Source organism: Actinokineospora lacus (genome assembly GCF_053813445.1).
The window spans coordinates 454,670-476,176 of sequence record NZ_JBQERA010000006.1; the positions used below are offsets into that span (position 1 = coordinate 454,670).

Sequence of the window (21,507 nt, forward strand, 5' to 3'; positions counted from 1 at the left end):
ATGGAGCGGTGCGCACACCACTGCTCGAGATCATCGCCCTGACGACCGACGACGCCGTCGCCGCCGAGCGGGGCGGCGCCGACCGGCTGGAGGTCGTCGCCGACATGTCCCGGGACGGGACCACGCCCGAGCCCGCGCTGGTGGCGCGGATGCGCGCGGCGGTCGGCATCCCGCTGCGGGTCATGATCCGCGGCGGGGCGGGCTTCACCGCCGACGAGGCCGAGGTGGCGCGCATGGTCGCCGCGGCGGGGGCGCTGCGGTCCGCGGGCGCCGAGGAGTTCGTGTTCGGGTTCCTCACCGGCGACGGCGACGTCGACCTGGCCGCGACCGGCGCCGTGGTCGAGGCCATCGACGGCTGCCCGTGGACGTTCCACCGGGCCGTCGACCACGCGGGCGACCCGGCGCGGGCGTGGTCGGACCTGGCCGGGCTGCCCGGCCTGGACACTGTGCTCACCGCCGGGTCCGCCCTCGGCCTCTGCGACGGCCTGCCGCTGCTGGCCACCCGCGCGGTCTGGCCGGGCCCGCGCCTGCTCGCGGGCGGCGGGCTGCGCCACGCCCACGTCCCGGAGCTGCGCGCCATGGGCGTCACCGCCATCCACGCGGGCGGGCTGGTCCGGCAGAGCTGGGAGCACCCGGTGGAGGCCGACCGCGTCCAGGCCCTGCGCTCCCTGCTCGATGCCTAGGGCCTGTCCTCAAACCCCGATCGCGATAGCCGGGCCGGATCGGCCGCTGACGGCACCGCCGCAGAACCCGAGTACGACCCGGTACGAGGGCTCTGCGCCTGCACCGCCAGCGACCGATCCGATCCCGACTCTCACCGACCGAGGTTTGAGGACAGGCCCTAGGCCGTGTGGGCCATCTGAAAACACGGCCCCAGCGTTTACGATGCGCCCCGGGAGAAAGCGGGGGCTGGCGTGCGGGACGACGACCTTGGCTCGCTGCACGACCGGCTGCTGGCGCGCGGTCCGCTGCCGGTGGCCGAGGTGGTGGCCGCGGGCATCGCGGTGGCCGACGCGCTGGCGTCCGCGCACCGGCGGGGAGTCCCGCACGGCGCCGTCACACCCCGGAACGTGCTGGCGCTGCCCACGTCCTACGCCCTGTCCGACGCCCTGACCGATGTGTCGCCGCGGACGGCCTGCCACGTCGCCGATGACGTGTGGGCGCTGGGCTCGACGCTGGTCACCCTGCTGACCGGGGTCGCACCGGTCGGCGGGGACACCGCCCACCTCGGCCAGGTCCGCCCGGACGCCCCCGCGGCACCGCCCGACTGGGCCATCGCCCACCTCGCCCGGGTCCGGCCGGACGTCCCCGCGGCGTTGGCCGACGTGCTCGCCCGGTGCCTGCGCGAGCGCCGCGACGACCGCTTCCCCGACACCGCCGCCCTGCGCGACGCCCTGGCCGCCGCGGACCTGCGGCGCGCGCCCGTCCCCGGCCCGGTGAAGTCGGCGCGGGACCGCTCGGGGCACACCGCCAGCCCGGTGGAGCCGCCGACGGTGCCCGCCCTCGCCCCCGCCCGCTCCCCCGCCCGCTCCCCCGCCGCGTTGCGCTGGCGGGGGTTCGCGGTCACGGGCGTGGTCGCCGCGGTCGTGGGCGTGGGCATCGGCGTGCTGGGCACCCACGACGCCGCCCCGGTGAGCCCGCCGACGACCTCGGTGTCCCCGGTCCCGCCCGGCGGCGACCCCGCGGTGGCACCGGTGCTGACCACAGTGGACAGAACCGGGATCTCGGCCGAGGTCGCGTGGACAGACCCGACGCGCGGTCAGGCGCAGTTCATGCTCTACGACGTCACCGAGGCGGGCGCGCCCCCCGTGCCGGTGGCCACCATCGCCGCGGGCCTGACCAGGCACGTGGTCACCGGCCTCGACCCGGACACGGCGCGGGTCTGCTTCCAGCTCGTCGCCATCGGCCTGGACGACCCCGCCACCCAGCGCGGCGCCTCGGCCCGGGTGTGCGCCGGGGCGTAGCCGGGCCCTGGGAATAATGGCCCACCTCAGTTGGAACCGACGATGGGCCGAAGAATGCCGTACTGCACCGCCTGTGGCGGACCCCTCGCCGCCTCCTGGCCGCGGCGGTGCGCCTGCGGGCACACCGCCTACCGCAACCCGCTGCCGGTCGCGGTCCTGCTCCTGCCGGTGGACGACGGCCTGCTGGTCATCCGCCGCGACATCGATCCCGGCCGCGGGCTGCCCGCCCTGCCCGGCGGCTTCATCGAGCACGGCGAGACCTGGCAGCAGGCGGCGGCCCGCGAGCTGGCCGAGGAGGCGGGCGTGCCGCTCGACCCGGCGGGCATCGCCCTGTTCGACACCGTCAGCGCGCCCGACGGCACGCTCCTGGTCTTCGGCATCGCCGCCCGGGTCGGCGCGGGTGAGCTGCCCGCGTCGACGGCCACGGCCGAGTCCACCGGCTGGGAGGTGCTGCGCGCCCCGGTCCCGCTCGCCTTCCCCCTGCACACCGCCGCCGTGGCGCGGTTCTTCGCCTCGACCACAGAGGACACCTGATCGGCTCTCCCCTCCGCCGCGAGGAGGAGGCCGCGGTCGTGCCCGGGCATGACGACCAGGACGAGCAGCGCCGTTAACGTCAGTTCCACGGTCGCGGGGGGCGCGGCCGACAGGGAAAGGAACTGACATGAAGGCTCTGACCAAGGCCGGGATCGTCGCCGCGCTGACCGCCACGCTGGCGCTGCCGACCGCGGCGGCCGCCATGGCCGACGAGCAGGTCCGCCCGCGGGCGGTGTCGATGTGCGGCAGCTACTACGCAGGCTACTGGGACCGCGCGCAGTGTGAGCAGATCGGCCAGGCCGGTGTGGGCACGGGGAGGTGGTGGGCCTACGTCTGCGAGGAGGACGTGTTCGACTGGAACCTCTACGTCTGCTACTAGGGGTCAGCGCCCCCGCCGGGCTGGGGGTCCGGCGGGGGCTTACCCTCGCACCGTGCGGATTCCGGTCGTCGTGGTCGCGGGCTTCCTCGGCTCAGGCAAGACCTCCCTGCTCAACCACCTGCTGCGGACCGCGGACGGGCGGCGCATCGGGGTGATCGTCAACGACTTCGGCCGGATCAACATTGACGCGATGGCGGTGGCCGCCCAGGTCGACTCGATGGTCACCCTCGGCAACGGCTGCCTGTGCTGCGCGGTCGACGCCTCGGACCTGGAGGCCATGCTCGCCACGCTGGCCGGGGCCGATGTCGACGCCATCGTCATCGAGGCCAGCGGCCTGGCCGAACCGCCCGCGATGGCGCGGATGGTGCTGGCCTGCCCGGGGGTGGAGTTCGCGGGGCTGGTCGAGGTGGTCGACGCCGCGGAGTTCGCCGCCACCCGCGAGCGCCACCCGCAGATCGACAAGCACCTGCGCTACGCCGACCTGGTGCTGCTCAACAAGTTCGAGCACGCCGACGACGGCCTCCTCGCGCTCGTCCGCGAGCTGGCGGGCGGCGAGCCCGTCGTGCCCACCTCCTTCGGCCGCGTCGACCCGGCCCTGCTGTTCGACCCGGTCGAGCGCCCGGAGCCCGCGGGCAGGCAGCTGTCCTTCTTCGACCTGGAAGACCACGGCGAGCACATCCACGCCGGGTACGAGGCCGTCGACTTCACCAGCGACGCCCCGCTGGACCCGATCCGCCTGGCCGCGGTCCTCACCGACCGGCACACCGGGGTCTACCGCGCCAAGGGGTACGTCCACTTCGGACCCGACCAGCGGTACGCCGTCCAGGTCGTCGGTGGGTCCGTGCGGGTCGCCAAGGAGCCGGGCGAGGGCACCGAACTGGTGTTCATCGGGCTCGGCCTGCACCCCGACGACCTCCGCGAGCGCTTGCGCGCGACCGTCGCCGACGGCCCGGCCGACCCCATCGCCCTGCTGTCCATCACCCGGTACGAGCGGTCCTGAGCTGCCCTTCGGGCCGCCCCCGACCCCACCCGATCGGACATTGGCCCGCCGCCGCGGCCCGCTCACCATCGCCTGCATGGACGAGAGCACCGTGGAGTTCGAGCACGAGATCGACACCGGCGAGCGGATCGACCTCAACGGCGAGTGGGTGGCCTGGCTGGAAGGCCAACCCGTCCCCGCCTGCGTCGAGGGCGTGGACGACGCCCTGCGCCACGGTCCCGGCGACACGGCGATGGCCTGACATGTCCAATCCCGAATTGCGTCGTGACAGCACCGAGCAGCAGTGGGTCGAGTACCTGCAGGGCCTGCTCGCCGACCGGCTGGCGGGCGCCGATGTCCGGCTCAGCCCGGCCGACGGCCGCTTCGGCCCGATCACCGAGGCGTCGGTGGGTTTCTTCCAGACCCGCGAGGGCCTGCCCGCGACCGGCGTCGTGGACGAGGCCACCTGGCAGGCGCTGGAAAACCCGCCACAGCCACCCGCCGCGACCCCGCTGAACCTGGCGATCCCGTTCGAGCTGTGGCTGCGGTGGCAGGACACCACGGTGGAGCGGATGGTGGTGGAGTTCGAGAACTTCGACCTCGGCGCCCACCCCGACGCCCGGCTGCGCCTGGGCGGCGACGTCGGCCCGCTGGCGGGCAACGGCGGCGTCGAACTGCTCAACCGCGAGATCCGCCTGTGGCCGCGCTGGTTCCTCAACCACACCCACCGCTTCACCCTGGACTGGTCGAGCGACCACGGCTTCGAACTGGGCCTGGAGAACGAGGCCGAGTTCGGCGTCCGCCCCCTCCGCGACGTGGAACTGTTCCTGCGCGGGGAGTTCACCCTGCGGTACACCCCCCAGGAGATGCGCGGCGACGTCGACTGGAGCGCGGGCGCCCACCTGCGGTGGCGGTTCGACCTAGCCAGGTAACCAACCACCCCCCTACTGTGTGAGTTATGGCCGACCCCACGGTTCGACACCGCCTCCCGGTCCGCAAACTGGTCGCGGCGAGCGTCGGCAACGCCCTGGAGTGGTTCGACTGGACCATCTACGCCACGTTCAGCATCTACTTCGCGACCGCGTTCTTCCCCTCGGGCAACGACACCCTGGCGCAGATCAACACCTTCGCCACCTACGCCCTGGCGTTCTTCTTCCGCCCCTTGGGCGGGGTGCTCCTGGGCCGTTTCGCGGACCTGCGGGGTCGCAAGCCCGCGATGGTGCTGACCATCGTGATGATGGCGGGCGGGTCGGTGCTGATCGGAGTCCTGCCGACGTTCGCGCAGGTGGGCTGGCTGGCGCCGATCGGGCTGCTGCTGGCCCGGATCGTGCAGGGGCTCTCGCTGGGCGGGGAGGTGTCCAACGCCTCGGCCTACCTCGGGGAGATCGCGCCCGCGGACCGGCGCGGGCGGTACTCGGCGTTCTTCTACATCTCCACCGGCACGGCGGTGCTCAGCGCGTCGATCCTGGGGTTCGCGCTGGCCCGGTCGCTCAGCGCGGAGACCATGCAGTCGTGGGGGTGGCGCATCCCGTTCATCCTGGGCGGCGTGCTCGGGCTGGTCGGGCTGTGGCTGCGGCGCAGCCTGGTGGAGACCGAGCTGTTCGAGGCGCACAAGGCCAAGCGGGTGGCCAACCCGCTGCGCGCGACCCTGCGCGAGCACCCCAGGGCCGTCGGCCAGCTCGTCGGCTTCACGATGCTGTCGACGCTGTGCTACTACACGTTCTTCAGCGCGCTGACACCGTTCGCGGTGAAGACGCGCGGCGCGGACGCGGTGGACGTGTTCCTGGCGCTGTCGGTGGCGACGGCGATCTTCGTGGTGCTGCAGTACCCGATGGGCGCGCTCGCCGACCGGTTCGGCCGCAAGCCGCAGCTGCTGGCGTGGTCGGCGGCGACGTCCGTCCTGATCGTGCCACTGTCCACTTTGGTGCGACCTGGTTTCGGGAACCTGCTGGTGGTGTTCACCGTCGGCCTCGGGCTCTACACGGCCATGACCTCCGTCGCGCCCGCGTTGATGAGCGAGCTGTTCCCCACCGAGCTGCGCGGGCTGGGCATCGGGGCCTGGTACAACCTCACCGTAGCCATCTTCGGCGGCACGGCGCCGCTGTTGATCAGCGCGCTGTCCGGGGCGGGCATGGCGACGGCGTTCTTCTGGTACGTCGCCGGTGGCGCGGCGGTCGCGTTCGCGGTGATCCTGACACTGCCGGAGACCCGCGGCACGCCACTACGCTGAGGCGTGGCCGACGAGAGACGATTCCACTCCTGCCTTGCCGGTCCATCGACGAGGTGGCGGAGTTCTCCCTCGGGCTCGGCTGGGCCACGACACCACCGACCTGTTCTAGGACATCACGGCGTACTGCTCGACCCGCACGTCGACGATCATCGCGCCCAGCTCGTCCCCGGGCCCGTCCCCCCGGAAGGCAGCCAGCGCCTCCACCGTCTCCCACCGCTCGAACACCACCACCCGGTCAGGATCGATCGGATCAGCCGCGACGACGAAGTCCAGACACCCCGCCGTCCCCCGAGCCTGAACCACCGCATCCCGCGACTCCGCGACGAACTCGTCCCGCCGCCCGGACGCCACCTGGATGCTCCCCGCCACGATCACCATGGGACGACCCTAGCCACTCCACCCGACCATCAGGGGACAACGGCCCAGGACCAGCGGCGGTCACCTGACTGGGGCGTACCCGCTAAACCCAACCTGACCAGCACAGACACAGTTCGCGCACCGCGTGCATTGGTGGGGCGGGTGGGGCTCGAACCCACGGCCAAGGAATTATGAGTTCCCTGCTCTGACCAACTGAGCTACCGCCCCTGACCCGGGTGATCCTACCCGGGCGCGGGCCGGGCTTGATCAACTCGTGGGAATGGAAGAGCCCAGGCCATTGGCCTGGGCTCTCTGCGCTCCTCCAGCTGGACTTGAACCAGCAACCCTTCGATTAACAGTCGAATGCTCTGCCAATTGAGCTATGGAGGAAGGGCCTTCGCCGGGGCCAGCCCGACGGGTGGTAACTCTAGCGCATGCCCACCGGGCCGTGGGCGGGGGTCCCTCTCTGACGGTGTGCGCACGTGGGGCCCCGGATGGGAGGATGGCGCGCAGAGGTCGTCAAGAGCCGGGAGGCGGGCTGTGGTGGGGTTTCTGCTCGGAGCGGCGGTTGGGTACGTCTTCGGCGCCAAGGCGGGTCGGGGGCGTTATGACCAGCTGGTGCGGACCTACCGCAGGGTCAGCGACAACCCGGCCGTGCAGGGCGCCGCGGGGATCGCGCGGGCCAAGCTCGGGTTCGACAAGGGGCGCAGGCCCTAGGGCGTCCTGGCCACGAAGAACACGCGGCGGAACGGGAACCAGGTGCTGCCGTCGGCGCGCGGCGGGTACGCGGTGCGCAGCCGGGGGGCCAGGGTGGCGCGGAAGTCGGCCCAGCCCGCGTCGTCCAGGGCCGCGCGGATGGGGCGCAACGCGGTGCCGGTGATCCAGTCCAGGACCGGGTGCTCGCCCTCAAGACGGTGCAGGTACGTCGTTTCCCAGGCGTCGACCTCGCAGTCGTCGAGCAGGGTGGCGTAGGCCTCGGGGCTGAGCACGGCGTCCTCCTCGCGCAGGTGCGCGCGCAGGCCGCGCTCCTCGGCCAGTTCCCGGACCAGCACGTGCGACGGGGCGGCGAAGTTGCCGGGGACCTGGACGGCCAGCCAGCCGTGCGAGGGCAGGACCGAGGCCCACGCGCGCAGCAGGTCCGGGTGCTCGGGCACCCACTGCAGCGCGGCGTTGCTGATCACGACGTCGGTGTCCTGGGCGGGCGCCCACTTCCGGATGTCGCCCGGCTCCACCGTGACGCCCCGGGCGCGGGCGGCGGAGACCATCTCCGGCGAGGAGTCGACGCCGGTGATCCGGGCGCCTGGCCAGCGGTGCGACAGGGTGGCGGTGAGGGTGCCGGGACCGCAGCCCAGGTCGACGACCGCGCGCGGGTGCCCGGGGGTCACCCGGGCCACCAGGTCGTAGAACGGACGGCCGCGCTGGTCGCCGAAGGTGAGGTAGTCGGCTGGGTTCCACATGACGGGCCTCTCGAAAAGTCAGTTCTCGCGCGCCGCCGCGATCTTGGCGGCGACCTCCGCCGCGACCGCCCGGATGGCGTCCACGTCACTGCCGTCGTCCGGGCGCACCTGCAGGACGACCCCGTCGAGGCCGGGCACCTTGCGCTGGACGAACCACGCGCCGCCGCCGGGCAGCTCGTGGCGGTGCCGGGACCGGATCGACGCGGTGACCCGCTGCTGGACGGCCTGCGGGAGCTTGCCCGGCTGCTCGACGGCGATCCGCCGGGGCGCCAGGTCGCGCAGGACGACCGCCGCGCCCGCCGCGCCCGCTTCCTCCGCCTCTGTGATGGTGAACACACCGCTGTCCCACGCCGCCTTGGACACCAGGTGCCAGCCGATCCGCCGGACGCCCTCCCCCTCGGGCACCCACAGCCCCAGCGACGTCGCCACCAGGTGCCCGCCACCGCGCACCGGCGCCGCAGCGGCCACGGCCTCGTCCTCCTCCAGCGAGCCCGGGAACCCCGCGGGCAGGCCGCCACTGAACAGCCGGGACCAGAACCTCACTCGAACTCTCCCGCCGCCTGCTTGCCCAACGCCTTGTACCACTCCTCCATGGCGACGATGTCGCCCCAGAGTTCGCGCGCGGTCTCCGGCTCCTCGATCGGGGACACCCGCTGCAGCCGCGACTTGAGGTCGGCGATCTGGCGGGCGACCAGCTCGCGCTGCACCGCGGCCAGGATCGCCGCGGCGTAGCGCTCGGCGGCGGCGTTCTTGTTCGGCAGCGGCATCGGCTCCACGGCCAGCTCGCTGGCCAGGGTCCGCATCACCTGGGTGTTGCAGTTCTTGGTCACCGCCTCCAGCAGCTCCGCGCCCGCCAGCCCGCTGGCCGTGCCGCCCGCGTCCAGGACGGCCCGGTGCAGCGTGTCGTAGGCGGGGTGGGTGAACACCTCGGAGGGCAGCGAGTCGTACATCGGGCCTGCCCAGGCAGGCTCCTGGAGTGCGAGCTTGATCACTTCCCGCTGGGCGCGGAGCTTGTGGTCGCGCGGGTCCGGCCGCTCCGGGCCGGTGACCTCGACGGCCAGGGCGCCCTGGTTCGGGTCGACGGGACGCGAGCGCTTGGGCTGCGGGGTGGCCGGGCCCGCGCCCGAGGTCTCGCGGACGCGGCGCACGACGGTGGCCATGTCGTCCCAGCCGACCCAGCCCGCGAGCTGGCGGGCGTAGTCGTCGCGCAGCGAGTGGTCCTTGATCCCGGCGACCATCGGCACCGTGCGGCGCAGCGCCTCCACCCGGCCCTCGGAGGTCTCCAGGTCGTGCTCGGCCAGCTCGGCGCGGATGGCGAAGGCGAACAGCGGCTGCCTGCGGGCGATGAGGTCGCGCACGGCCACGTCGCCCTTGCGCTGGCGCAGGTCGCAGGGGTCCATGCCCTCCGGGGCGATGGCGATGAAGGTCTTGGACGCGAACTGCTGGTCGCCCTCGTCGAAGGCCTTGCGCGCGGCCTTCTGGCCCGCCTCGTCGCCGTCGAAGGTGAAGATGACCTCGCCGCGGAAGGCGTCGTCGTCCATCAGCAGCCTGCGCAGGACGCCGATGTGGTCGTTGCCGAAGGCGGTGCCGCAGGAGGCGACCGCGGTGGGCACCTCGGCGGCGTGCATGGCCATGACGTCGGTGTAGCCCTCGACCACGACGACCTGGTGGCGCTTGGCGATCTCGCGCTTGGCCAGGTCGAGGCCGAAGAGGACGTGCGACTTCTTGTAGATCGGCGTCTCGTTGGTGTTGAGGTACTTCGCCTGGATCTGGTCGTCGTCGAAGAGCCTGCGCGCGCCGAAGCCGACGACGTCGCCGCTGATGTCCCTGATCGGCCACAGCAGCCTGCGGTGGAACCGGTCGATCGGGCCCTGCCTGCCCTCGCGGGAGAGCCCGCCCTTGATCAGCTCGGCGAGCTCGAAGCCGCGGCCGAGCAGGTGCTTGGTCAGCTTGTCCCAGCCCGCGGGGGCGTAGCCGCAGCCGAACCTGGCCCAGACCGGCTCGTCGAAGCCCCGCTCGGCCAGGAACTGCCTGGCCTTGACCGCGTCGGGGGTGAACAGCTGCTCGGCGTAGAACTCGGCGGCGGTCTTGTGCGCGTCGGTCAGCCGGGCGCGGGTGCCGCGGTCGCGCTGGACGCTGGTGCCGCCGCCCTCGTAGGTCAGCTGCACGCCGCAGCGCTCGGCCAGCCGCTCGACCGACTCCACGAAGGAGAGGTGGTCGATCTGCATGATGAAGGCGATGACGTCGCCGCCGACGCCGCAGCCGAAGCAGTGGAAGGTGCCGTGCGTCGAGCGCACGTTGAACGACGGGGTCTTCTCGTCGTGGAAGGGGCACAGCCCCTTCAGCGCGCCGCCACCGGCGCGGCGCAGCGCCACGTACTCACCGACGACGTCGTCGATGCGGCTGCGCTCACGTACGAGCGCGATGTCGCTTTCCCGGATGCGCCCAGCCACAGCCGTCGAGTCTATGCGCTCCGATCGGCGGGACTACCCTGGGGCGGGTGACCGCAGGCGACACCGCGCTGGCCGAGCGCTTCACCGAGCACCGCGGCCACCTGCTGGGCGTGGCCTACCGCCTCACCGGCACCCTGGCCGACGCCGAGGACGCGGTGCAGGACGCCTGGCTGCGGCTGTCCACTGTGGAGGACTCGGCGGGCATCATGGACCTGCGGGGCTGGCTGACCACCGTCGTCGGCAGGCTGTGCCTCGACCGGCTGCGCTCGGCCCCGGCCCGCCGGGAGCGCTACGTGGGGCCGTGGCTGCCCGAGCCGGTGGTCACCGCGGTGGACGGCGGTCCTGGTGAGGACCCGCTCGACGCGGTGGTCCGCGACGACGGCGTCCGCATGGCCGCGCTGGTGGTGCTCGACCGCCTGACCCCGGAGCAGCGCGTGGCGTTCGTCCTGCACGACGCGTTCGCGGTGCCCTACACCGAGATCGCCGAGACGCTGGCCTGCGCGGAGGCCACCGCCCGCCAGCACGCCTCCCGGGGCAGGCGCGCGGCCGCCGATGCCGACCCGCCGCCGAGGCTCGCCCTGCGGGAGCAGCGCGAGGTCCTTGAGCGCTTCCTGGGCGCGCTGGCCAGCGGTGACATCGGTTCCGTGGTCAGCCTGCTGCATCCGGACGCGGTGTTCGTCGGCGACAGCGACGGCAAGGCGCGCACCGCGCGTCACCGCATCGAGGGCACCGACAAGATCGCCCGCTTCCTGGTCGGCCTGCTGGCGATGTACGGCGCGGAGCGCATGATGAACCTGCGCCCGGTGCTGGTCAACGGCGACCTGGGCATGAGCGTGCCCGACCTGCCGGGTCCGCGGCCGGTCGCCCGCCGGGTCACGACGTTCGCCATCCGCGACGGCCGCATCGCGGCGATCTTCGACATCGTCAACCCGGACAAACTGGCCCGCGTCCCAGACTGATGTCCACCACAGGCTGACGTTCACCACGGGCTACGGGCTGACGTTCACCACGGGCTGGCGTTCACCACAGGCTGGCGTTCACCCACACGCCGGTTCCTTGGTCGCTCGGCGGGAAGAAGCCGTCCCCCAAACGCCGGGTAACGGTACCGACACTCTCAGCGACGCATCTTCCGAGTGCGCACCATTCCTCACCCACGCTCAGGTGACATCAGGAAGGAACGCGACACCATGCGTAGCCAGAAGCGATACCGAAGACCCCATCGGGTTCTCGCGCTACTCGCCGGTTCGACCATGGCCCTGCCGCTGGTCGCCATCCCGGCCGCCGCGGCTCCGGTGGCGGGCACCGATGTGCTCTACACCCGTGACGCGGATTTCGACCAGGGAGTCCTGGAGGACGTCAACCACGACGCCCCGAACAACGACCAGCTCCAGCTCGACCGCACCAACACGTTCTTCCCGTACGTCAACGTCGCCGCCTCCGCGCGCGGCACGATGGTCCGCATCGACGTCGACACCGGCGTCATCGTCGGCGAGTGGCTCTCCGCGCCGGACGGCCGGGGCCGCAACCCCTCGCGGACCACAGTGGACAGACTGGGCAACACCTGGCTGTCCAACCGCAACGAGGCCGACGGCGGCCAGGGCTCGGTGACCCGCGTCGGCGTCATCGTCGGCGGGACCAGGGTGGACGGCGTGGGGGCGCCCGACCCGCTCGGCGACTTCCTCGCCGGTCCGTTCTCCTACAACACCTGCGAGGACCGCGACGGCGACGGGCGGATCGCCACCAGCCGCGGCCTCGGCGACATCCGCGGCTGGACCAACGCCGGGGGCGTCGACAACGACGGCGGCGTCGAGACCGCGGCCGACGAGTGCCTGATCAACTACACCCGGGTGGCCGGGAACAACACCCGCACCGTCGCCGTCGACGCCGACAACAACCTGTGGACCGGCGGCTCGGACACCCAGCACGAGAAGCTCGACGGCACCACCGGCGACGTGGTCCCGAACACGCTGTTCAACCTCGGCTGCGGCGGCTACGGCGGGCTGATCGACCCCGCGGGCACGCTCTGGTCGGCCCGCTACGGCGCCAACCTGCTGCGCTACGAGACCGGCGCGCAGACCGGGGCCTGCCTGAACACCTCCCACGGCGACTACGGCCTCGGCCTCGACCCGAACACCGGCGAGATCTGGCACACCTTCGTCAACGGCAACCAGGTCGCCAAGCTGGCCCCGGACGGCACCGTGCTCGGCGTGTTCCCACACGGCAACGCCAACGCCCAGGGCGTCGCGGTGGACAGCGCCGGGAACGTCTGGGTGGCCCACGCGCTCTTCGGCGCCACCACGGTCGGCCACCTGCGCACCGACGGCACCTACGTCGGCAACGTCACGCTGCCCGGCGGCAACAGCCCGACCGGCGTCGCGGTGGACAGCAACGGCAAGGTCTGGGTCACCAACCTCAACACCAACAACGCCCAGCGCATCGACCCCAACGCGGGCCCGATCGGCGGCGGCGGGTTCCCCGTGGGCGCGGTCGACCTGACCGTGGACCTCGGCGCGGGCGCGGGACCGTACAACTACTCGGACATGACCGGGTCGGTGCTCGGTGAGGTCACCGCGCCGGTCGGCCGGTGGTCGGTGGTGCAGGACGGCGGCGTCGCGGGCCAGACGTGGGGCACCGTCACCTGGAACACCGAACCGCAGGGCGCCGAGCCCGCGGGCACCTCGATCACCGTCGAGGTGCGCACGGCCGACACCGAGGCGGGGCTGGCGGCGGCGCCGTTCACCGAGGTCGGCAACGGCGTGCTCTTCGACAGGCGGGGCCGCTACATCGAGGTGCGCTCGACGCTGCGGGCCAACAGCGCCGGTGACAGCCCGGTGCTCTCGGACCTGCGGGTGAAGACCGCCAAGCGGACCGGGGTGTTCTCCTGCCAGGCCACGGCGCTGAACCTGGCCGGGATCATCGTCGCCCGCGCCAACCCGCCGGACGTGCCGTGCGTGGACGACCAGAAGACCGTGGCCAACGTGAACCTCAACGCGGGCATCCTGACCGTCCGCGCCAACGCGCTGACCGCGTCCACGGACCAGACGCCGGACGACCTGGCGGGCTCGCCTCCCACAGCGGGCGACAGGTCCAGCGGCTCGGCCAGGGTCGAGTACACGAGGGTGTCCACGCTGCTGGTCAACATCGAGATCGGCGTCATCCAGGCGCAGGCGTCAGCGACCTGTGTGGACGGTCCGAACGGTCTGGAACCGCGGTTCACCGGCTCGTCGCACGTGGCGAGCCTGCGGATCAACGGCGTCGCGGTGACCGTCGGCAGTGCCCCGCTGACCATCCCGCTGGTCATCGGCTCGCTGCGCCTGAACAGCCAGACGATCTCCGGCGGCACGATCACCCAGCGCGCCATCGTCCTCGACACGCTCCTGACCGACCTGGTCATCGCCGAGGCCAAGGCGAACGTGGAGGGCAACCCGGACACCCCGTCGGGCAACCCCTGCCGCGTCTAGGCCGGGACCGGGGGTGGGCGGCACCCGTGTCGCCCACCCTGCCGGCGCCCACTCCCCGACCCGTCGCCAGGGACCGGCGGCGGTGCCCCTGAGGGAGTCGGGCGTGGGATGAGCGGCAGGCGGGTCAGCCACCCCCGCCTGTCGCTCGCCTGCGCGGTCAGGGCGTGGGGACGCGGCATGCCGCGCCGGTGCTGAAGCCCTGGTCGACTATGCCGAGGGCGCTGTTCATGCGGGCCCGCATGTTCTCCAGTCCGATCTGGAAGGTCAGCTCGATGACTCCCTTCTCGCCGAAGGCGGTGGTCAGCTCCGCCACCTGGGTGTCGGTGACGGTGGTCGGGTCGGTGGTCATGGCGTCGGCGTAGGCGATGGCCAGGCGCTCGGCCGGGGTGTAGGCGGGGTGTTCGGCGTAGGCGTCGATGTGCTTGAGGCGGTCGACGTCCAAGCCGTCCAGCCGCTGGAGCATGGCGCCGAAGTCGACGCACCACGAGCAGCCCAGGCGCTGGGCGACGCGGTACACAGCGAGTTCGCGGACGCTGGCGGGCAGCGCCGTGGACGCCTTCTCCACCGCCAACTCGTGCCTGCCGCTGGCGATAAGCAGCTTCGGGTGGTGGGCGACGACGGCCATCGGCTCGGGGACAGCCCCGAAACGGCGGCGGGCGAACCAGTAGGCGAGCCGCAGCAGCACGCCTGCGTCCTTCGTCGAGACCGCGGGGATGCGGGGCATCGCTGACCTCCCAGTGTTCGGTGGCGTTCACCAGGAGGACGACGCGGCTCCCGCGGACGTGACAGGCCCGGTCAAAAAAACAGGCCCGGTCAAAACAAGCCCGGTCAGGACGGGTCGGTGACGCGCGCCACGAAGTAGACCACCCCCGTCTCCCTGTGCCGCACGACGAAGAGGAAGGGCCGGTCGACGGCGACCACGACGGGCTCGGGCGGCAGCGACATCAGCCGCATCATCACCGCGGTCGCCGCGGCGCCCTCGAAGCCCTGCTCGTCGACCTTGAGCACCGACTCGTGCAGGATCGCCTGGACGGCGAGCCAGTCCGGGCTGATGCCGCCGAGGTCGGCCTCGCGGGTGAACACCGTCCGCACACCGAGCGCGGTCAGCGCGGGGGTCAGCTCCGCCTGGGTCGTCACGGTCAGCTTCGGCAGGAACAGCTGGACCTGGGTCGGGTCCGGCGAGTCCAGGAGCGCGCCGAGGGCGGGCCCGGTCAGGGCGCTCTCGGCCTCGGCTAGGTCGCCGTCGGGCAGCAGGACGACGGCCTCGACCCCGCCCAGCCCGGGCAGCCCCACGACCTGCCAGCCGTCGCGCGCGGCGTAGTCGACCCGCTCGTTGAGCGTCATCGTCGGCACGTCGACCGAGCCGGTGACGGCCGCGAACGGGCGCGGCGACGTGGCGCCGGAATCGAACGGGTTGCGCCACGCGCTCTTGAGGTAGAGGGCGTTGACCAGCGCGGACACCGTGTCGTCGCGGACCACGCCCGCGGGCAGCAGTTCCGGGATCAGCTGGCGGGTGGTCTCGGCGACATCGTCGTTGATCATGCCGCGGGCCTTCTCCGGCTCGGTGCGGAACGGCGCGTTGCGCACCGTTCCCTCCGACCAGCCGGACAGTTCCTCGGCGAAGGACCGGTGGATGGTGATGGCCTCGTCGGCCCACAGCGTGTTGGACACCGCGAGCGCGGGGGCGTCGTCGTCCGGCCCGACCTCGCCGAGCCGGGAGGCGGCCGCGATCGCCGCGGTCAGCTCGTCGAGGTCGCCGAGCAGGGCGGTCAGCTCGTCACGGCTGGGTCCGCGCGCACCGAGGGTGAGCAGGCCGAGGGCGCTGGCGACCGAGAACGGCGACCAGCAGACCTGCTCGTGCGGGTCGGGCGCGAGCGCGCGGTGCAGGCTGAGGGTGAAATCCAGGTGGGACACGGTGCGGCTCCATCGACATGTGGGGGTCGCGATCTGGGCTCGTCGATGCCGAGTCTGCCAGCTGGGCCGGGTGCCGCCCGGGGAGTTATCCACAGGGTTTGGAGTTATCCACAATCGCTCGGTGCCAGGTGGCGGCCTGGGCGTCGGTCAGGGATGCTGTCTGGTCGATCACGACGCGCAGGCGTCCGGCGTCGTCGGTCGCGGCCCGCCAGGCGGGCTGGAAGGCGGGTTCCAGCGCGGCGGGCGCGCGCTCGGCCAGCACGGCGACCAGCTCACCGAGCAGGTCCCGCTGCGCGACCTGAGCGGCCAGCCGGTCGGGGTCGCTCATCACGTAGTGCAGGGCCATCGCCTTGAACAGGGCGACCTCGCACTGGACCTGGTCGGGGATCACCAGATCGGCGCCGTGGCGGGTGAGCGGCCCGTCGCCGTGGGCGCGTCGGGTCGCGGTGACCACGGCCGAGGCGAACCGGCCGACCAGCTCACTGGTGAGGCGCTTCAGCGCGACCTGCGCGCCAAGCGTGCCGTCGTAGTCCCGGTCGGCGAGGTCGGCGACGACCGGCAGCCCGAGCAGCCCGGCCGCGGCTTCCTCGATGTCGGTGACCGGGTGGGCGGAGAAGTGCTTGGCCGCCAGGGCGGCGAGCACGGCGCGCTCCTGGGCGTCGGCCAGCGCGCGCACCCGGATGCGGCCCGCGCGGACACCGTCCTCGACGTCGTGCACCGAGTAGGCGACGTCATCGGACCAGTCCATGACCTGGGCCTCGACACAGCGGCGGTCCGCGGGGGCGCCGTCGCGCAGCCACCGGAAGACCGGCAGGTCGTCGGCGTAGACGCCGAACTTGACCGTGTCCGGGCGGCGCGGCCACGGGTACTTCGTCGCCGCGTCCAGCGACGCGCGGGTGAGGTTGAGGCCGTACTCCGCGCCGTCCTCGCCGAGGACCTTGGGCTCGAGGCGGGTCAGGATGCGCAGGGTCTGGGCGTTGCCCTCGAAGCCGCCGCACGCCCGCGCGGCCTGGTCGAGCGCCCGCTCGCCGTTGTGGCCGAAGGGCGGGTGGCCGATGTCGTGGGCCAGGCCCGCGGTGTCGACGATGTCGGGGTCGCAGCCCAACTCCTCGGCGATGCCGCGCCCGATCTGGGCGACCTCCAGGGAGTGGGTGAGCCGGGTGCGGGGCACGCCGTGCACCTCCGACCCCTCGTGCGGGCCGACGACCTGGGTCTTCCCGGCCAGCCTGCGCAGCGCGGCCGAGTGCAGGACGCGGGCGCGGTCGCGGCTGAACGGGGTGCGCACGGCGGGCCAGGCGTCGGGCAGGTCGGCGCTCTTGGGCGGCTCGGGATGGGCCCGTTCGCGGTCGGGATCGGTGTAGCCGGGGATCACCGCGGGAAGCGTACTCAGCCGACTTCCTGGTCGAGGGCGATCCGGTCCGCGGCGGCGTTCGTGGCGCGGTAGTAGAGCAGGGCCGCGGTCTCGCGGAGGATGTACTTGGCCTGGGTCTCGCGGGTCTGCACGATCGGGCCCGAGTGCGTCGGCGACGTCCAGGCGTCGAGCCCGGCGTCCCCGGCCATGGTCCTGGCCCGCAGGGAGTGCCACGGGTCGCTGACGATCACCGCGGTCGACCAGCCGCGCCGCTTCACCTCGGCGGCGACGGCCTTGAGCGTGCCCAGGGTGTCGTTGCCCTCGCCGACGTCGATGATCCGGTCGCCGGGCACGCCGCGGGCAATCAGCCAGTTGCGGCCCGCCTCGGCCTCGGTGAACTGATCGCCGGCGCGCCTGCCACCGCCGGTGACGACGTACTCGGCGACGTCCTGCTCGAACAGGGTCTTGGCCTGGCGTAACCGGGCTTCGAGCACCTTCGACGGCTTGCCCGCGTACTGCGCCGCGCCGAGGACGACCACCACGTCGGCGCGGTCGCGGTCATCGACGCGGGCCACCTGCCACACCCGGAACGCGGTGCCGCCGACCACCAGCACACCCATCAGGACGGCGCCCAGCAGGAACCTGCGCAGGAAACGGCGGAGTGGGGACGGCACCCCAGCATCTTCCCAGAGGCGGGCGCTCGGCCGTCGGCCGGGCAAGTTAGCAGATGGGAACGACATCGTGGCTGTTGGGAACCGAATCCGTCCACAGAGCAACTAACTGTCCACAGGCTGTGACATCAGCCCTGGCGCCCGCCCACTCCGAGCCGATTGGCTTGACGCATGGAAACGAATCGAACCCTGGTCGACGTCGACCGGCTGTCCCAGTTCTTCCCGCACGGCGTCGCCCGCGCGGCCGACCTGGTGGCGCTGGGCCTGACGAACGAGCACATCCAGCACCGCTGCGGCCCGGACGGGCCGTGGCGGCGGCTGGACGACAAGGTCGTCCTGCTGCACGACAGCAAGCCGGCCCGCGAGCACCGACTACTGGCGGCGCTGGGCATGGCCGAGCCCGGCGCCGTCGTCACCGGTCGGGAAGCCATGTGGCTGCACGGCGTTCCCGTGCGGGCGCTCGGGGCGATCCACCTGCTGGTCGACAGCAGGGGCCGCGAGCGCCACGACGGATCAGTGGTGATCGAGCGCACCGCCCACCTGCCCGAACCGCTGTGGCGCGGGCGGTTCCCGGTCGCCTCGCCCGCGCGGGCCACTGTGGACGCCTGCAGGCGGACCCCGTCCTTCGGGGAGGTCCAGGTGCTGGTCGCGGAGGCGGTGCAGCGCGGCGGGGTGTCGCTGGACGCCCTGCACGGCGAGCTGGCGAGCGGGGCGAAGAAGGGCACGTCGACGCTGCGGTCCGTGCTGGCCGAGGTCGACCGCAAGTTCCGCCAGGCCAGCACCCGCGCGGCGCGCGAGATCGTCCACGAGGCCGGGCTCCCGCAGCCGGTGTGGAACGTGCGGCTGAGCAGGCCCGACAGCGTGTACCTCGGGACGGTGGACGCGTGGTGGCCCGAGGTCGGCCTGGCCTGGGACGCCGACATCTACCGGCCCTGGGAGCCGCGGCCGGAGAACACGACCTCGACCCGGCTGTCCCGGTACCTGGGGGCCGGGGTCGTCGCGGTGCACACGGTGCCCAGCCGCCTGCGCGAGGACAGCGCGGCGGTGATCGCCGAACTCCGGGCCGCCCACCGCCTGGCAACGCTCGCGCCGCGCCCGGAGGTGGTCGGCGACAGGTAGGTCACGGCCGGGCCCCACCGGGTGGCCGTGGAGAACGGGACACGAACGAGAAAGGAGGTCGCCTCACCACAACTGAACAGGCCGGTGCCCCGCCCCGGAGGCGAGGCGCTGACAACGGCCGACCTGCACCCCGGCTGGTAGGCAGGCTCCGACCGGCGACGGGCACTGACCAGGCGGCCGAGAGCGATGACTGATCCGCCGACGCACGGCCCCAGGCGGTCAAGACGGCGTGTTCCTGGGAGTCAGCGGGATCGCGCACCGCAGGCGCGCCTGGCAGACAACGGGGACCAGGGAGGCGTGCTCCCTGGTCCCCGGTCGTCCTCGTGCGCGTCACCTGGCAGCGGACGGCACCCAGCCGATCAGCAGCCGATGAGCTGGGCGGCGAGGTAGGACTCCAGGCGGTCCAGGGAGACGCGCTCCTGGGACATGGTGTCGCGTTCGCGGACGGTGACGGCGTGGTCGGTGAGGGTGTCGAAGTCGATGGTCACACAGAACGGGGTGCCGATCTCGTCCTGCCTGCGGTAGCGGCGGCCGATCGCGCCCGCGTCGTCGAAGTCGATGTTCCAGTGCTTGCGGAGGGCCGCGGAGACGTCGCGGGCCTTCGGGGAGAGGTCGGCGTTGCGGGAGAGCGGGAGCACCGCCACCTTGACCGGGGCGAGCCTGCGGTCCAGGCGGAGCACGATGCGCTTGTCCACGCCGCCCTTGGCGTTGGGGGCCTCGTCCTCGCTGTAGGCGTCGAGGAGGAACGCCATCAGGGGGCGGCCGACACCCGCCGCGGGCTCGATGACGAACGGCCGGTAGCGGGAGTTGGTGGCCTGGTCGAAGTAGGACAGGTCCACGCCGGAGTGGTTGGAGTGCGTCGTCAGGTCGAAGTCGGTGCGGTTGGCGATGCCCTCCAGCTCGCCCCACTCCGAGCCGCCGAACTGGAAGCGGTACTCCACGTCCACGGTCCGCTTGGAGTAGTGGGACAGCTTGTCCTTCGGGTGCTCGTAGACCCGCAGGTTGTCCTTGGCGATGCCCAGGTCGCTGTACCAGCGCATGCGCTCGTCGATCCAGTACTGGTGCCACTCCTCGTCGCTGCCCGGCTCGACGAAGAACTCCATCTCCATCTGCTCGAACTCGCGGGTCCGGAAGATGAAGTTGCCCGGGGTGATCTCGTTGCGGAAGGACTTGCCGATCTGGCCGATGCCGAACGGCGGCTTGCGCCGGGAGGTGGTGAGCACGTTGAGGAAGTTCACGAAGATGCCCTGCGCGGTCTCCGGGCGCAGGTAGTGCAGGCCCTCCTCGGACTCGACCGGGCCGAGGTGGGTCTTGAGCATCATGTTGAACTCGCGCGGCTCGGTGTACTGCCCGCGGGTGCCGCAGTTGGGGCACGGGACGTCGGTGAGGTTGTTCTCCTCGACCGCCTTGCCGGTGCGCGCGGAGTACTCCTCGGCCAGCGTGTCGGCGCGGAAGCGCTTGTGGCAGGAGGTGCACTCGACCAGCGGGTCGGTGAAGGCGCCGACGTGGCCCGAGGCGACCCACACCTGGCGCGGCAGGATCACCGAGGAGTCGAGGCCGACGACGTCGTCGCGGCCCTGCACCATGCTCTTCCACCACTGGCGCTTGATGTTGTCCTTGAGCTCCACGCCCAGCGGCCCGTAGTCCCACGCCGAGCGGGTGCCGCCGTAGATCTCCCCGCACGGATAAACGAAGCCTCGGCGCTTGCAGAGACTGACCACGGTGTCGATCCGGTCGGCTGCCACTGACCCTCCAGCGGGAAACTACGAAAGAAGAACTGCAAGGGTAGCCATCCGGTCCGCGGACACGACCGGGGGATTCGCCCCGGCCATCCGCCCCGGCCTGCCAGCGGACAACGTAACGCCCCTCGCGGGAGGCCGGTTACCTGGCCACAGCCGGACCGCCCGCCTCGCCGAGCCCGACGGTCGCGGCGTCGGCGGCCAGCAGGCTGGGGTGCTCGCGGACCCCGTCGGCGGTCGCGTCGAGGACGATCTCGTAGGCGGCGGGCTCGGTGGAGTCGGCGCGGGCCAGGAACGGGATCACGTGCGTGCGGACGTCGAACGGGGACAGCGAGCGGCGGTAGGCGGCGATGGAGTCGAACTCGACGGTGAGCACCCAGCCCGCGGTCTCTGTGGAGCGCACGAACAGCCCGCGGCGGCAGCCGGGCTGGGCCAGCAGCAGGGCCAGCGCGCGCTTGGCATCGGCCACCAGCGGCGCGGCGTCCTCGGCGGTGAACCTGGCGATGAGCAGCACGCGGGGCCTTCCGGGGAGGGTGCGAGGATGCGCAACGGTAACCCAGACCAGAGGAGGGGCGCCGTGGCCCGAAACCGTACGCCGCTGCTGCCGGGCAGGGGACCGCTGGCCGGTGTCCCGCCACTGGTGGCGTTCCTGCTGGTGACCGGCCTGTTCGTCGCCGGGGTCCTGGTGCGCGGGGTGCTCGGCGCCGCGCTGCTCGGCCTGCTGGCGGCCGGGGTCGGCGTGCTGCTGGCCGCGACCTGGCAGGTGCTGACGCCCTCCCAGCGCGCGGCGCGGGCGCTGGTGCTGGCGCTCGTCGCCGGGATCGCGTTCTCCGTGCTGTGAGGACCCGCCCGGCGCGGCGGTCGGGACGGGAATCGCCCGAGCCGCCTAGGATGTTGAA

The 21,507-nt window shown here is 72.5% G+C and carries 23 protein-coding genes and 2 tRNA genes; 13 read left to right on the forward strand and 12 right to left on the reverse strand.

Going from position 1 to position 21,507, the window contains the following annotated elements; translation table 11 throughout:
* Window positions 1-8: 8 nt before the first annotated feature.
* The 8 genes from ACTG9Q_RS18060 (at window position 9) to ACTG9Q_RS18095 (ending at window position 6,086) form a co-directional block, all read left to right on the forward strand.
* Complete coding sequence (locus ACTG9Q_RS18060) at window positions 9-683, forward strand: copper homeostasis protein CutC (protein ID WP_455573958.1); 675 nt, start codon at window positions 9-11, stop codon at window positions 681-683.
* A 231-nt stretch (window positions 684-914) separates the two neighbouring features.
* Window positions 915-1,964: a hypothetical protein gene (locus tag ACTG9Q_RS18065; protein WP_455573959.1), complete on the forward strand. Its 1,050-nt coding sequence runs from the start codon at window positions 915-917 to the stop codon at window positions 1,962-1,964.
* Between the two features lie 42 nt (window positions 1,965-2,006).
* Window positions 2,007-2,498 (forward strand): NUDIX domain-containing protein, encoded by a 492-nt coding sequence (locus ACTG9Q_RS18070; RefSeq protein ID WP_455573960.1) that lies wholly within the window; start codon window positions 2,007-2,009, stop codon window positions 2,496-2,498.
* Between the two features lie 127 nt (window positions 2,499-2,625).
* Complete coding sequence (locus tag ACTG9Q_RS18075) at window positions 2,626-2,877, forward strand: hypothetical protein (protein WP_455573961.1); 252 nt, start codon at window positions 2,626-2,628, stop codon at window positions 2,875-2,877.
* Between the two features lie 52 nt (window positions 2,878-2,929).
* Window positions 2,930-3,877 (forward strand): CobW family GTP-binding protein, encoded by a 948-nt coding sequence (locus ACTG9Q_RS18080; protein ID WP_455573962.1) that lies wholly within the window; start codon window positions 2,930-2,932, stop codon window positions 3,875-3,877.
* A gap of 76 nt (window positions 3,878-3,953) precedes the next feature.
* Complete coding sequence (locus ACTG9Q_RS18085) at window positions 3,954-4,118, forward strand: hypothetical protein (RefSeq protein ID WP_455573963.1); 165 nt, start codon at window positions 3,954-3,956, stop codon at window positions 4,116-4,118.
* Between the two features lie 16 nt (window positions 4,119-4,134).
* Window positions 4,135-4,788 (forward strand): peptidoglycan-binding domain-containing protein, encoded by a 654-nt coding sequence (locus ACTG9Q_RS18090; protein ID WP_455573964.1) that lies wholly within the window; start codon window positions 4,135-4,137, stop codon window positions 4,786-4,788.
* A gap of 26 nt (window positions 4,789-4,814) precedes the next feature.
* Window positions 4,815-6,086, forward strand: a complete 1,272-nt coding sequence (locus ACTG9Q_RS18095; RefSeq protein WP_455573965.1) for an MFS transporter — start codon at window positions 4,815-4,817, stop codon at window positions 6,084-6,086.
* 105 nt (window positions 6,087-6,191) lie between these two features.
* On the opposite strand, the gene ACTG9Q_RS18100 is transcribed toward ACTG9Q_RS18095, so the two are convergent.
* From ACTG9Q_RS18100 to ACTG9Q_RS18110, 3 genes are all read right to left on the reverse strand, one after another.
* Window positions 6,192-6,464 carry a putative quinol monooxygenase gene (locus ACTG9Q_RS18100; protein ID WP_455573966.1) on the reverse strand — a complete coding sequence of 91 codons (273 nt, stop codon included), beginning with the start codon at window positions 6,462-6,464 and terminating at the stop codon, window positions 6,192-6,194.
* 130 nt (window positions 6,465-6,594) lie between these two features.
* A tRNA-Ile gene (locus ACTG9Q_RS18105) sits at window positions 6,595-6,671 on the reverse strand.
* Between the two features lie 89 nt (window positions 6,672-6,760).
* Window positions 6,761-6,833: transfer RNA gene (locus ACTG9Q_RS18110), tRNA-Asn, on the reverse strand.
* A gap of 153 nt (window positions 6,834-6,986) precedes the next feature.
* On the opposite strand from ACTG9Q_RS18110, the gene ACTG9Q_RS18115 reads away from it, so the two are divergent.
* The gene (locus tag ACTG9Q_RS18115; RefSeq protein ID WP_455573967.1) at window positions 6,987-7,160 is read left to right on the forward strand and encodes a hypothetical protein; all 174 of its coding nucleotides are present in this window, start codon (window positions 6,987-6,989) and stop codon (window positions 7,158-7,160) included.
* Here the strand turns inward: ACTG9Q_RS18115 and ACTG9Q_RS18120 are convergent.
* The 3 genes from ACTG9Q_RS18120 to dnaG are packed head-to-tail and all read right to left on the reverse strand — an operon-like array spanning window position 7,157 to window position 10,353.
* Window positions 7,157-7,900 (reverse strand): trans-aconitate 2-methyltransferase, encoded by a 744-nt coding sequence (locus ACTG9Q_RS18120; RefSeq protein WP_455573968.1) that lies wholly within the window; start codon window positions 7,898-7,900, stop codon window positions 7,157-7,159. The genes ACTG9Q_RS18115 and ACTG9Q_RS18120 overlap by 4 nt on opposite strands.
* Before the next feature lie 18 nt (window positions 7,901-7,918).
* Window positions 7,919-8,443, reverse strand: a complete 525-nt coding sequence (locus ACTG9Q_RS18125; protein WP_455573969.1) for a hypothetical protein — start codon at window positions 8,441-8,443, stop codon at window positions 7,919-7,921.
* Window positions 8,440-10,353, reverse strand: a complete 1,914-nt coding sequence (gene dnaG / locus ACTG9Q_RS18130; RefSeq protein ID WP_455573970.1) for a DNA primase — start codon at window positions 10,351-10,353, stop codon at window positions 8,440-8,442. Before dnaG ends, ACTG9Q_RS18125 begins: the two co-directional genes overlap by 4 nt.
* Window positions 10,354-10,391: 38 nt before the next feature.
* On the opposite strand from dnaG, the gene ACTG9Q_RS18135 reads away from it, so the two are divergent.
* On the forward strand, window positions 10,392-11,312 hold the full coding sequence (locus ACTG9Q_RS18135; RefSeq protein ID WP_455574049.1) for a sigma-70 family RNA polymerase sigma factor: 921 nt from the start codon (window positions 10,392-10,394) through the stop codon (window positions 11,310-11,312).
* A 291-nt stretch (window positions 11,313-11,603) separates the two neighbouring features.
* Window positions 11,604-13,814: a hypothetical protein gene (locus ACTG9Q_RS18140; RefSeq protein ID WP_455573971.1), complete on the forward strand. Its 2,211-nt coding sequence runs from the start codon at window positions 11,604-11,606 to the stop codon at window positions 13,812-13,814.
* A gap of 157 nt (window positions 13,815-13,971) precedes the next feature.
* Here ACTG9Q_RS18140 and ACTG9Q_RS18145 read toward each other — a convergent pair whose 3' ends face one another.
* The 4 genes from ACTG9Q_RS18145 to ACTG9Q_RS18160 form a co-directional block, all read right to left on the reverse strand.
* Window positions 13,972-14,538, reverse strand: coding sequence for a carboxymuconolactone decarboxylase family protein (locus ACTG9Q_RS18145; RefSeq protein WP_455573972.1), 567 nt, complete (start codon window positions 14,536-14,538; stop codon window positions 13,972-13,974).
* A gap of 104 nt (window positions 14,539-14,642) precedes the next feature.
* The gene (locus ACTG9Q_RS18150) at window positions 14,643-15,728 is read right to left on the reverse strand and encodes a serpin family protein (RefSeq protein WP_455573973.1); all 1,086 of its coding nucleotides are present in this window, start codon (window positions 15,726-15,728) and stop codon (window positions 14,643-14,645) included.
* Window positions 15,729-15,813: 85 nt separating this feature from the next.
* Window positions 15,814-17,100: a deoxyguanosinetriphosphate triphosphohydrolase gene (locus tag ACTG9Q_RS18155; protein WP_455573974.1), complete on the reverse strand. Its 1,287-nt coding sequence runs from the start codon at window positions 17,098-17,100 to the stop codon at window positions 15,814-15,816.
* A gap of 14 nt (window positions 17,101-17,114) precedes the next feature.
* Window positions 17,115-17,699 carry a YdcF family protein gene (locus tag ACTG9Q_RS18160; protein ID WP_455574050.1) on the reverse strand — a complete coding sequence of 195 codons (585 nt, stop codon included), beginning with the start codon at window positions 17,697-17,699 and terminating at the stop codon, window positions 17,115-17,117.
* Between the two features lie 222 nt (window positions 17,700-17,921).
* Between ACTG9Q_RS18160 and ACTG9Q_RS18165 the strand changes: the two genes are divergently transcribed.
* Window positions 17,922-18,869, forward strand: a complete 948-nt coding sequence (locus ACTG9Q_RS18165; RefSeq protein WP_455573975.1) for a hypothetical protein — start codon at window positions 17,922-17,924, stop codon at window positions 18,867-18,869.
* 359 nt (window positions 18,870-19,228) lie between these two features.
* Here the strand turns inward: ACTG9Q_RS18165 and ACTG9Q_RS18170 are convergent, their stop codons facing one another.
* Together ACTG9Q_RS18170 and ACTG9Q_RS18175 are read right to left on the reverse strand one after the other, a co-directional pair.
* The gene (locus tag ACTG9Q_RS18170) at window positions 19,229-20,614 is read right to left on the reverse strand and encodes a glycine--tRNA ligase (protein ID WP_455573976.1); all 1,386 of its coding nucleotides are present in this window, start codon (window positions 20,612-20,614) and stop codon (window positions 19,229-19,231) included.
* 136 nt (window positions 20,615-20,750) lie between these two features.
* Window positions 20,751-21,122: an antibiotic biosynthesis monooxygenase gene (locus ACTG9Q_RS18175; protein ID WP_455573977.1), complete on the reverse strand. Its 372-nt coding sequence runs from the start codon at window positions 21,120-21,122 to the stop codon at window positions 20,751-20,753.
* Between ACTG9Q_RS18175 and ACTG9Q_RS18180 the strand changes: the two genes are divergently transcribed.
* Complete coding sequence (locus ACTG9Q_RS18180) at window positions 21,069-21,449, forward strand: DUF6703 family protein (RefSeq protein ID WP_455574051.1); 381 nt, start codon at window positions 21,069-21,071, stop codon at window positions 21,447-21,449. The genes ACTG9Q_RS18175 and ACTG9Q_RS18180 overlap by 54 nt on opposite strands.
* Window positions 21,450-21,507 lie beyond the last annotated feature (58 nt).

Excerpts from the sequence above, each read along its gene's own strand:
- ACTG9Q_RS18095 (WP_455573965.1), top strand. The coding sequence starts at position 4,815 with ATGGCCGACCCCACGGTTCGACACCGCCTCCCGGTCCGCAAACTGGTC.
- ACTG9Q_RS18145 (WP_455573972.1), bottom strand. The coding sequence starts at position 14,538 with ATGCCCCGCATCCCCGCGGTCTCGACGAAGGACGCAGGCGTGCTGCTG.
- ACTG9Q_RS18075 (WP_455573961.1), top strand. The coding sequence starts at position 2,626 with ATGAAGGCTCTGACCAAGGCCGGGATCGTCGCCGCGCTGACCGCCACG.
- ACTG9Q_RS18100 (WP_455573966.1), bottom strand. The coding sequence starts at position 6,464 with ATGGTGATCGTGGCGGGGAGCATCCAGGTGGCGTCCGGGCGGCGGGAC.
- ACTG9Q_RS18085 (WP_455573963.1), top strand. The coding sequence starts at position 3,954 with ATGGACGAGAGCACCGTGGAGTTCGAGCACGAGATCGACACCGGCGAG.
- ACTG9Q_RS18140 (WP_455573971.1), top strand. The coding sequence starts at position 11,604 with ATGGCCCTGCCGCTGGTCGCCATCCCGGCCGCCGCGGCTCCGGTGGCG.
- ACTG9Q_RS18165 (WP_455573975.1), top strand. The coding sequence starts at position 17,922 with ATGGAAACGAATCGAACCCTGGTCGACGTCGACCGGCTGTCCCAGTTC.
- ACTG9Q_RS18160 (WP_455574050.1), bottom strand. The coding sequence starts at position 17,699 with ATGGGTGTGCTGGTGGTCGGCGGCACCGCGTTCCGGGTGTGGCAGGTG.
- ACTG9Q_RS18070 (WP_455573960.1), top strand. The coding sequence starts at position 2,007 with ATGGGCCGAAGAATGCCGTACTGCACCGCCTGTGGCGGACCCCTCGCC.
- ACTG9Q_RS18120 (WP_455573968.1), bottom strand. The coding sequence starts at position 7,900 with ATGTGGAACCCAGCCGACTACCTCACCTTCGGCGACCAGCGCGGCCGT.